Genomic DNA, 10,003 nt, shown 5'->3' with positions numbered 1-10,003 from the left:
AAAGAGCATGGCAAAAGCAAAAAAACAAAAGAAGAAAAAAGAAAGGTCGTTGTTAGAAAAGGGGGCTACGATAACGTATCGCTGTTTGCAGTGTAATGTTGAAGAAGAGATCCCGGAAGAGGTGGTCCAGTATTTTGATCTGGTTGATCCAGGGGACCCGACTATGCCACCCAGATTTGCCTGTGAAAAATGTGGGGGAGAAATGCACCCTAAAGAGCCGTGGCAAAACAGTTTAGAAGACATTTTCTAGAAGAGGAAGAACCGCCCGAAGGGCGGTTTTTTTATTTGCCCTCAACCAGTTAACGATGATAAAATATTCATGGCTGTACCAGGGACAAGTGTTGGAAGGAAGGAGAGAGGATTTTTGCAACAGACGGTAAGAGTAGCACTTTTAGGCCTGGGAACGGTAGGCCGCGGGGTCTACCGCATTCTTACCGGCAATGCGGAAAACATTGCCCATAAGGTGGGTGCACCCGTTGAAATTTCCCGCATCCTTGTCCGCGATCTGACCAGGGACCGGGGCATCCCGCTGGATCCGGCCCTGCTTACCGATAATTACCAGGACATCCTGGACGACCCGGAAATAGCCATTGTGGTGGAGGTAATGGGAGGTATCCACCCGGCGCTGGACTACGTCATGGCCGCCCTGAAGCGGGGCAAAAGTGTGGTTACGGCCAACAAGGACATGATTGCCCTGCACGGTAAGGAACTCTTTGCCGCCGCCGCGGCCAGCGGTGCCGGCCTCCTTTTTGAAGGCAGCGTGGCCGGAGGCATCCCCATTATCCGTCCTTTAAAACAGTGCCTGGCGGCCAACCGCATTCAGGAGATTATGGGCATTATCAACGGTACAACCAACTACATGCTGAGCAAAATGACCCAGGAAGGAGTGGATTTTGACCGGGCACTGCGGGAAGCGCAGGCCAGAGGTTATGCTGAAGCCGATCCCACCGCCGATGTGGAGGGGCTGGACGCGGCGCGCAAGCTGGCCATCCTTGCTTCCATCGCCTTTAATTCACGTATCACTTTAAACGATGTTTACGTGGAAGGCATTAGCAAAATCACTGCCAGAGATATTGCCTACGCCCGGGAGTTGAATTATGTGATCAAGCTGCTGGCCATTGCCAAGGAAACTCCCGGGGGCATCGAGGTGCGGGTGCATCCGACCATGATCTCCCAGGATCACCCCCTGGCTTCAGTTAACGACGTGTTTAACGCCATTTTCGTCCGGGGCGATGCCGTGGGTGACACCATGTTTTACGGCCGCGGCGCGGGGGAATTACCCACTGGAAGCGCTGTTGCGGCAGACATCATGGACGCGGCCCGCCACATTCTGCATAAAGTGCCGGGCTTCATCGGCTGCACCTGTTACGAAGAAAAACCAATCAAGCCCATGGCCATGACCGAAAGCAAGTTTTACATTCGCCTGATGGTGGCCGACAGGCCGGGAGTGCTGGCTGCAATAGCCTATGCCTTTGGGGATAAGGAAGTCAGCCTGGCCTCGGTAATCCAAAAGCACACCGATGGCGACAGGGCGGAAATCGTGATGGTTACCCACCGGGTGCGGGAACAAAACCTCCAGGACGCGTTACGCCTGGTGGAATGCCTGAGTTCGGTTGACCGGATCGCCAGCTGTATCCGGGTAGAAGGTGAGTAGAAAGGGGCAGGGTAAGAGAATGGTCCGCGTGCAGGTACCTGCCACCACGGCCAACCTCGGACCGGGTTTTGACTGCCTGGGGATGGCCTTGAAGTTTTACAACATAGTAGAAATGGTACGCCTGCCCGGCGGCCTGGTTATTGAGGTGCACGGGGAGGGTGTTCAGGACATTGCCCGGGACGAAAGCAACGTGGTTTACCGGGCAGCCATGTATCTCTTCAAGCAGGTGGGCTTTGATCCCGGGGGCCTGCGCATCCGTTTGATCAATCACATTCCGGTAGCCCGGGGGCTGGGCAGCAGTGCCTCGGCCATTGTGGGCGGGCTGATGGCGGCCAACATTCTTTCCGGAAACAAGCTCTCCTGCCGGGAACTGCTCAACATGGCCTCACAGCTCGAGGGTCATCCCGATAACGTGGCCCCGGCCCTTCTGGGCGGCATTGTTATTTCCACTACCGTGGAAGGGGAGGTCCGCTACGTAAAAATAGATCCCCCTCCGGGTCTCAAGGTGGCGGTGGCCATACCCGATTTTCACCTGAACACCAGGGCTGCCCGGGAGGTGTTGCCCCAGCATGTCAGCCTGGCGGATGCCGTTTTTAACCTGGGGCGGGTAGCTCTGCTGGCGGCCGCTCTGCAGCAGGGCAAACTGGACCTGCTGGCCACGGCCATGGAGGACAGGCTCCACCAGCCGTACCGCGCCTCCCTGGTGCCCGGAATGAAAAAGGTGCTGGCGGCTGCCCGCCTCGCCGGAGCCCGGGGAGTTTGCCTTAGCGGCGCCGGACCGAGTATAATTGCCCTGGCTGATAGCAATTTGGAGCTTATTGCCCGGGTGATGAAGGATACCTTCCGGGAAAGCGGCATTATGGCCCGGGCCATGGTTCTGGAGCCCAGCCCGGTGGGTGCCCGGGCCCTGGAAATTAAGACAAAACCTTCGTAGCGTCCCCATTCGAAGGGGGGGATTTCCTTGCCCGCATCTAAACGGCCCGGCTTCGAACAATTCCGCGATGCGTTAATAGCATTGATCAAAGAACACGTAAAACAGGAGGAGATCGACCCTTTTTCTCCCTGGTTGCAGGTAGGCGACGAGAGTACCAGGGAGTCCATTTTACGCGCCTTTAAAAACCAGATGGAGTCCGCCTACGGCGTGGAGCTGGTGGTAGAACCCCATCTGGTTTCCCTGGACCGGTCCATAGAAAGTATTGCCATCCAGTTGCACCATGTTTTTAACACAATCTTTCTGATGGAGCAGATTAACGCCAGGATCAGGGCAAGGCTGAAGAAAAGCAGGTAAAACAGTGGTAGGGGATAATTAACCACCGTATCCTGTCAATGCCGGGGCACTGCCAACCTGGCATTATTTGTCACTTGGCATTGCTGGCGACGGGCCTGTATAATTACACTTGTAATTGAATTACCAGTGGCCGAATCCCCGGGAAGCCCGGGGTACGGGGGAATTTTTACCCGGAGCGGGGTGAATCCGCGCGTTATTAAGGAGGTGAAAACAAGACGCGCGGTAGGGTGCCCTCTACCCGAACCCATCAGCTAACCCCGGAGGCCAGAGGAGGGAAAAATGAACAGGCTGTTGCTTTACGCCCGTTACTTTCTGGCAGTTCTGGCGGCACTTGTGTTGTTGCCCGTGGGTGCTGCTGCGGCGGCCACCCATACCGTCAGCCCCGGTGAATCCCTGTTCCTGATCAGCCGCGCCTACGGAACCACCGTGGATGCCCTGCGCCGGGCCAACGGTCTTTACACCGATTTGATCTATCCGGGGCAGCAGCTTTACATTCCGGAAGGGAATGGGAAGGGGTATCCGGGTACATATACCGTGCAGCCCGGGGATACCCTTTATCTGATTGGCCTGCGTTATGGCGTGAGCTTTCAGTCAATAAAAGCAGCCAACGGTCTGGGAAGCGATATGATCTATCCGGGACAGAAACTGGTTATCCCAGCCCCGAACAGTTGGGGGACAAGCCCTGCACCCGTAAGCCGGGGTACCATCAGCTCGGGTCCCGTTAATTATAGCCGTTCCGATTTTGACCTTCTGGCAAGGTTGATTACCGCTGAAGCAGATTCCGAATCCTACATCACCAAAGTGGCGGTAGGAGCAGTGGTATTGAACCGCGTAAAAAGCGGCAACTTCCCGAATTCCATTCCCGGGGTCATTTACCAGGTGGACGAAACGGGATCTTACCAGTTCGAGCCCGTGTTAAACGGATGGATAAACCGTCCGGCCAGCGAAGAAGCCAGACGGGCTGCAATGGACGCCCTGAACGGCGTTGATCCCACCAACGGTGCCCTTTACTTTTTTGAATCCTGGGTGCCAAATAGCTGGCTGCAATCGCGTCCTGTAAGCCGGGTCCTGGATAGTTTTACATTCACTTACTAGTTAAATACTTAGCTAATTGACAGATTTTGAACTTCCATAACTTCCATAAAGAAGTCGGCCCTGCCCGGAGCAGGGCTTATTTCTTTAAGCAAAAGTTAATAAATTCTTAACACAAATGCAGTAAGTTTTACACATTTGTGGGGTAAAATGATCAATATGACAAACCTGTGATGTGGAGGTGTTTTTATGCATAGATTTATCCTTTTTGTGCTGCTTCTGGCATTAATGGTCATCATGATCCCGGGCCTGCGCCCGCCGGGGATTTAACTAAAATCTCCGGGAACGCAAAATGGAAAAGATCAGGGCCACGCCCAGCACTCCCCCGACGACAAAAGCAGCCTCTGCTACGGGCAGGCCCCAGAGAATGGTGTAACCCCGCCCCAGCAGCAAAGAAGAACCCACGATCAAAGAACCCAAAAGGATTCCCAGAACCAGGCGGTTAACCATGGCGTTGAGCTGGCCAAACATGCGGTCCAGGTCCGGGTTTACCGCTTTTATTTTTAATTCACCCCCTGCGGCCAGGTCCAGCACCCTGTCCAGACGGTGGGGCAACCTGGTCAAAAGCTGGTGGTAGTCCTCCAGGTGCTCCAGGAGCAGCCTTTTTATCCCTGGCAGGCTGAAACGACGCGCCAGCAGGCGTTTGCCCATGGGACGGGCAATCTCCACGATACTCAAATCCGGGTCAAGCTGCGCAACTACACCTTCAGCGGTAACCAGGGACTTCACCAGCAGGGTGAACTGGGTGGGAACGCGGATACGGTGTTTGAAGGCTACCGCCATTACATCCCCTAAAGATTCGGCCAGGCTGATCCGGCTCAAGGGTATCTCATAATATTTTTCCCTCAGGGCGTCGATATCCCGGTGCAGGGCGGCCCGGTCAACGTGGGGCGGCACCACGCCCAGAGCTTCCACCGCCTGTACCACCTGGGCAGTGCTGCGCCGGACCAATCCCAAAACCAGAGCGCCAATTTTTTCCCGCATCTCTTCAGTCAGGCGTCCCACAATGCCAAAGTCCATAAAAGCTATTCTACCGTCGGGCAGGGCGGCCAGGTTGCCCGGGTGGGGGTCGCCGTGGAAAAAACCGTGGAGAAGGATCTGCCGCAGGAGGGCGTCCGCCAGGTGCCGGGCCACCACCCGCCGGTCAATGCCCCGGCGGGTCAGCTCTTCCGGGTGGGTCATCTTAACTCCCTCTATGTACTCCATGGTCAGTACCTTGCTGGTGGTGTAATCCCAGTAAACTATCGGAAAATAGACAGTGTTATCCCCGGCGAAATGTTGCCGGAAGGTATTGGCATGGCGCCCTTCCACAGTAAAGTCCATCTCTTCCCGCAGGATCTTTTCAAACTCCTCCACCATTTCCTCGAAGCGATAAAACTCCCGCCAGGGTCCGTGCCTGTCCACCAGCCGGGCCACGTCATAGAGAATCTCAACATCCGTCAAAAGAGTTTTTTCCGTACCGGGCCGCTGAACTTTGACCACCACCGGCCTGCCGTCCCGCAGGTTTGCCCGGTGAACCTGGCCAATGGAAGCGGCGGCCAGGGGGGTAGCATCGAAATGGATAAAGATTTCTTCCAGGGGCACTCCCAGTTCCATTTGAATGCGCTCCCGCACCTGCGCAAAGGGGAAAGGAGGCACCTGGTCCTGGAGCTTTTCCAGTTCGGCAATATATTCCGGAGATAGTAGATCGGAGCGGGTGGAAAGCACCTGCCCCAGCTTGATAAAAGTCGGGCCCAGTTCCTCCAGGACCCGGCGCAGCCTTTCGGGCGGGGAAGGCCGTTCCACAATTTTGAGTGGCCCTTCGTCGGGGAACCGGCGAGCCAGCTTGTACCGGCGGCCAAAACTCAGAAACTCGGTAAGGCCCAGCTGGTGGGCCAGATAACCGAAACCATGACGTACCAGGATGTTGGTTATTTCCCGGTAGCGGGCAAAATGTTTATACCTTTTGCGTAAGTGAAATTGCATGGCCATCCTCCCTGAACCGCCGGCAGGCGCCGCCGGCCATTACTTATTTTTTCCACAACCGTCTTTAAAAACCCTTTTGGAATGTAACATATACATTAGGTGCCCTTCGTACTTCTTGCCGCCTCAAAACAGGAAGCGGTATAATATTTCCGTACCAATTTATTTCCACCCTTTCCACCGGGAAGTTCCGCGTAGAAGGGCGGTACACGAATTTCTCCGGCCCGGGAAGCTCCTTCCTGAGCTTAAGCTAACGGAGGGTAGTCTAGTCATGCACATCGACCTTCTTCTCACCGCCGAAAGTATAGTCCCGGCCGAACTGGCCGGGCGTACTGCAGTGGTCTTTGATGTGTTGCGAGCCACCAGCACCATAGTCACCGCCATAGCCCACGGCTGCCGTGGCGTGGTTACGGTGGTAGACACGGCTGAGGCTCAAGAGGTGGCAGCCAGGCTGGCAGGGGAAAATACACCGGCACTGCTGGCAGGTGAGCGGGGCGGTGAAAAGATCCCGGGCTTTCCCCACGGCAACTCCCCACTGGAATATACGCCGGAAGTGGTGGGGGGCAAAGTGCTGGTCCTTACCACCAGCAACGGTAGCCGGGCCCTGAATGCCACTATAGAAGGGGCCCGCACGGTGGTGGTGGGAAGCCTGCTCAATGCCCGGGCTGTAGCTCAAAAGGCCTGCCGCCTGGGCAGGGATGTCACCCTGGTTTGCGCCGGCACGCAGGGCAAATTTTCGCTGGAAGACACCCTGGCGGCGGGAATGGTGGTGCTGGAGATGGTGGAGATGATGAACCCGGGCTGTCTTTGTTCAAACCACCACCCGTCTTCACTGGATCTGGCCGACCTCTCCGTAGCCGCCCTGCACCTGGCTCTAGCCTATCGAGACAACCCCCGCCGGGCTTTTGACCACTCTCACCACGGGCGCAAACTTTTTAGTATGGGGCTGACGGCCGATCTGGACTGGTGCGCTTCCCTGAACACCTTCGAGGTAGTGCCGGTGGTAAAGGTGGTAAAAAAAGAAAATGGCTATCCCATCATTGAGAAGTGTTGAAGTTGCCAGGTGCGTTTTGCCCGGGGCACAATAAATGCGGGAAAATAAACGCTACCGCCTTTGAGCTTTGGCGGGTGGCATGAAAAAACAGGTTCCCCCCTCTTGCATCTGGTCGGCAAATGTGCTAAAATAACACATGCAGCGGGGATTACCCCGCAGTTAAACGGGCGCGTAGCTCAGTGGGAGAGCGCTTGACTCACATTCAAGAGGTCGCTGGTTCGAAACCAGCCGTGCCCACCAGGAAAATCAAGAGCCCCGGAAAACGGGGCTTTTTGCTTTACTTGAAAAACCTTGATTTTAAAGGGCCGGGCGGGAATTGTTAAATATTTACTATCCAGAATAGTCCAGTTAGAATCCTTAAAATCAAGGTGTCCAAAATAGTTCGTTAGCAAATCGGTTAGCAAACGGTAGCAAATCCAACAGTCGGGTATGGCCTTAACGGAAGGCAGCGCACCCGACTTTCTGTTTTGATGTCCTCTCAAGCAGCCTGCCGCTGATCACCATGATTATAGCACTAGAAAGGTGTTTGTGAATACACTTGTCGGCCTAGCGGGCGACGCCCCTTTCATCCCACGGTACAAGCCCGTGGGTTTTCAGGGGCAGATTTTTATAAACTTTCTCCCACCAGTTCTTCGTGAGAAATTTTTCTACCTGTTCAGGTACAAAGGACTGTTGTTTCTGCATGGTAATCCCCCTATTTTTCTTCTACCAAAATTAATTGGCTATGGGGCTGGAAAATTTCATGCCTTTAGCTGTTTGATGAGGAAAATCCTGTCGATCCGTCACCGTTCGACAGGGTTTTTTCTTGACGCATTTTCCTGGAAGTGGTTCAATTGAACCTGGTGCAAAATGGCGAAGGGGGGAGATTTTTGTTGGTACTCGGCAGGGTAATCTTGCGGCTGGGAGAAGGCCAGGAGAGAGTTGCTGAGTACCGACCCCGGCGACAAAGAAAAGCTCCTGGCGGCCAGCCGGAAGGTAGACAGGTTAGTGCTGGAATATTACCGGGTGAAGTACAGTACTAATTCGACGAGTGCTGTAACTGGAAAATAGTAGATTCTTCTCCTTTCCTCTCCTTTGGAGCAGGATTTTTGCTGCCGGGGAAAGAAAAAGCAACAAGAAAAGGATGCTCAGAGGGGAGGGCGGAGTTGTGAACTCAGACGAACAAAAAGAAGAACTTTATCGGCTGGTTGCTGCTCTTCCGGAGGAAAAAACCGGTGCGGCTAAATGTTTTTTAGAACTGTTGCTCGATGCCGACAAGGAGTTGCAGCCGAAAAAGTTAGTGGAAAAAATGAATCTTCTGGAAAGGATCGTTGATTCTTTTCCGGACGCCACCCTTGTCGTTGACCACAAAGGAAAGGTGCTCGTGTGGAACCGGGCCATGGAAGAAATGACGGGGGTTAAGAGAGAAGAAATACTGGGTAGGGGCGAATACGCTTACGCAGTCCCGTTTTACGGGGAAAAAAGACCCATCCTCGCCAACATCCTGCTCGGCAATGGTACACAGTGGGGACAGCAGTACGATAAAATCGAATTGAAGGGCCATATTCTTGTCGGCGAAGGCTTCGCTCCTTTCGCCCGCGGCGGCAGGGGGGTTTACTTCTGGACGCTCGTGGCTCCAATTTACGACGACAAAGGAAACCTCTTAGGGGCAGTCCAGTGTATCCGCGATATCGGTGAGCGCAAAAAGATGGAGGATGAACTGAGGCGCTGCAGTATCCGCGACGCCCTCACCGGACTGTATAACCGTGCTTTCTTCGAGGAAGAACTGCGTCGGCTGGACAGGGGGCGCTCTTTTCCTGTCAGCCTCATTCTATGCGACCTGGACGGCTTGAAAGTGGTCAACGACATGCTGGGGCACGAGCAGGGCGATGAGTTATTGCGCCGTGCGGCCAGAGTAATTGGGAGCTGCGTTCGGGGTTCCGACGTGGTAGCTCGGGTCGGCGGGGACGAGTTTGCCGTGATCCTGCCCCAAACAGACCGGAAGACGGCGGAAGAAGTAGCAAAGCGCATATATGAGGCCGTTGAGAAGGACAACGTGCAGCACCAGGATCTCCCTTTGAGCATCTCCGTGGGGGTGGCGACGGCAAAAGATGCTTCACGTCCGCTGCGGGAGGTCTATAAGGAAGCGGACGACGCGATGTACGTGAACAAGCTTGCCAGCGGGAAGGACCCGCGGGGTGCAGTGATCCGCGCCCTCAAGGCGGCCCTGGCGGAGAAGGACTTCCATAACACGGAGCGCATGAAAGAGATCGCCTGCATGCTGGGAGAGGCAGTGGGGCTCTCGCGCGAAGAAATGGACAGTTTGCGCCTCCTGGTGGAGATACACGACATCGGCAAGCTGGGAGTGCCGGACCACATCCTCTTCAAACCCGGTCCTCTGACTGAAGAGGAAAGGAAAGAAATCCAGCGTCATTCCGAAGTGGGGTACCGCATTGCCCTCTCCTCTGGCGAGCTGGCTCCGGTGGCCCCTTACATTCTCCAGCATCACGAGTGGTGGGACGGGCAGGGCTATCCCCTGGGACTGAAAGAAGAGCAGGTCTACCTCTTGAGCCGCATTCTGGCCATAGTCGACGCCTACGACGCTATGACATCGGATCGCCCCTACCGCGGTGCAATGTCGCACGAAGAAGCTCTGGAGGAGCTGAAGAAGTGTGCAGGGAGTCAGTTTGACCCGCAACTGGTGGAGATTTTTGTGAGGTTGCTGGCGGGAGAAAGGGAGAGCTGCACGGAAAAGAATGTATAGGATAAAAGAGAGATGCTTGTGGCCGGAGTGATCAGGACGGAGATTTTTCGCCACCTGGACGAGGAAACGGTTTTTGGGACAAAAGTGCCTTACCTGAACCCGGCATACGGAGTGTACCTTGAATTCCCGCGTCACTGGCGGCCGCGCCCGGGTTACGGCGACGTTGCAGGTATCCCGGCAAGCTGCGGCGGCGACGACGGCTTTTTCTCG

General features: G+C 55.2%; 11 protein-coding genes, 1 tRNA gene and 1 riboswitch. Of the genes, 10 read left to right on the top strand and 2 right to left on the bottom strand.

What is annotated here, in order from left to right; translation table 11 throughout:
- From BUA65_RS16775 to BUA65_RS16755, 5 genes are all read left to right on the top strand, one after another.
- A partial coding sequence (locus tag BUA65_RS16775) for a hypothetical protein (protein ID WP_242656378.1) occupies window positions 1-250 on the top strand: 250 nt, incomplete at its 5' end.
- A 114-nt stretch (window positions 251-364) separates the two neighbouring features.
- Entirely contained in the window at window positions 365-1,654 is a 1,290-nt protein-coding gene (locus BUA65_RS16770; RefSeq protein ID WP_084062645.1) for a homoserine dehydrogenase, read from the top strand.
- Window positions 1,655-1,673: 19 nt separating this feature from the next.
- Window positions 1,674-2,588 (top strand): homoserine kinase, encoded by a 915-nt coding sequence (gene thrB, locus BUA65_RS16765; protein ID WP_072871424.1) that lies wholly within the window; start codon window positions 1,674-1,676, stop codon window positions 2,586-2,588.
- Between the two features lie 27 nt (window positions 2,589-2,615).
- Window positions 2,616-2,942: a hypothetical protein gene (locus tag BUA65_RS16760; protein ID WP_072871421.1), complete on the top strand. Its 327-nt coding sequence runs from the start codon at window positions 2,616-2,618 to the stop codon at window positions 2,940-2,942.
- A 118-nt stretch (window positions 2,943-3,060) separates the two neighbouring features.
- Window positions 3,061-3,222: riboswitch (cyclic di-AMP (ydaO/yuaA leader) on the top strand.
- On the top strand, window positions 3,222-4,037 hold the full coding sequence (locus BUA65_RS16755; RefSeq protein WP_072871420.1) for a LysM peptidoglycan-binding domain-containing protein: 816 nt from the start codon (window positions 3,222-3,224) through the stop codon (window positions 4,035-4,037). Its footprint overlaps the riboswitch before it by 1 nt.
- Before the next feature lie 267 nt (window positions 4,038-4,304).
- Here the strand turns inward: BUA65_RS16755 and BUA65_RS16750 are convergent, their stop codons facing one another.
- Window positions 4,305-5,999, bottom strand: a complete 1,695-nt coding sequence (locus tag BUA65_RS16750; protein WP_072871419.1) for an ABC1 kinase family protein — start codon at window positions 5,997-5,999, stop codon at window positions 4,305-4,307.
- 268 nt (window positions 6,000-6,267) lie between these two features.
- Here BUA65_RS16750 and BUA65_RS16745 point away from each other — a divergent pair, with 268 nt between their 5' ends.
- Window positions 6,268-7,050, top strand: a complete 783-nt coding sequence (locus BUA65_RS16745) for a 2-phosphosulfolactate phosphatase (protein ID WP_072871416.1) — start codon at window positions 6,268-6,270, stop codon at window positions 7,048-7,050.
- A gap of 165 nt (window positions 7,051-7,215) precedes the next feature.
- Window positions 7,216-7,290, top strand: a tRNA-Val gene (locus BUA65_RS16740).
- Between the two features lie 306 nt (window positions 7,291-7,596).
- Here the strand turns inward: BUA65_RS16740 and BUA65_RS18440 are convergent.
- Window positions 7,597-7,734 (bottom strand): hypothetical protein, encoded by a 138-nt coding sequence (locus BUA65_RS18440; protein WP_165613292.1) that lies wholly within the window; start codon window positions 7,732-7,734, stop codon window positions 7,597-7,599.
- 237 nt (window positions 7,735-7,971) lie between these two features.
- Between BUA65_RS18440 and BUA65_RS19045 the strand changes: the two genes are divergently transcribed.
- From BUA65_RS19045 to BUA65_RS16725, 3 genes are all read left to right on the top strand, one after another.
- On the top strand, window positions 7,972-8,100 hold the full coding sequence (locus BUA65_RS19045; RefSeq protein ID WP_278246295.1) for a hypothetical protein: 129 nt from the start codon (window positions 7,972-7,974) through the stop codon (window positions 8,098-8,100).
- A 97-nt stretch (window positions 8,101-8,197) separates the two neighbouring features.
- The gene (locus tag BUA65_RS16730) at window positions 8,198-9,793 is read left to right on the top strand and encodes a diguanylate cyclase (RefSeq protein ID WP_242656377.1); all 1,596 of its coding nucleotides are present in this window, start codon (window positions 8,198-8,200) and stop codon (window positions 9,791-9,793) included.
- Window positions 9,794-9,805: 12 nt separating this feature from the next.
- On the top strand, window positions 9,806-10,003 hold a 198-nt coding region (locus BUA65_RS16725; protein ID WP_131821549.1), incomplete at its 3' end, for a hypothetical protein.

It is taken from the genome of Desulfofundulus thermosubterraneus DSM 16057 (assembly GCF_900142025.1).
GTDB lineage: Bacteria > Bacillota > Desulfotomaculia > Desulfotomaculales > Desulfovirgulaceae > Desulfofundulus > Desulfofundulus thermosubterraneus.
This window is presented reverse-complemented; position numbering and strand designations above follow the sequence as displayed.

Coding starts and splice junctions, on each gene's coding strand:
- thrB (WP_072871424.1), top strand. CDS start 1,674: ATGGTCCGCGTGCAGGTACCTGCCACCACGGCCAACCTCGGACCGGGT.
- BUA65_RS16755 (WP_072871420.1), top strand. CDS start 3,222: ATGAACAGGCTGTTGCTTTACGCCCGTTACTTTCTGGCAGTTCTGGCG.
- BUA65_RS16750 (WP_072871419.1), bottom strand. CDS start 5,999: ATGCAATTTCACTTACGCAAAAGGTATAAACATTTTGCCCGCTACCGG.
- BUA65_RS16745 (WP_072871416.1), top strand. CDS start 6,268: ATGCACATCGACCTTCTTCTCACCGCCGAAAGTATAGTCCCGGCCGAA.
- BUA65_RS18440 (WP_165613292.1), bottom strand. CDS start 7,734: ATGCAGAAACAACAGTCCTTTGTACCTGAACAGGTAGAAAAATTTCTC.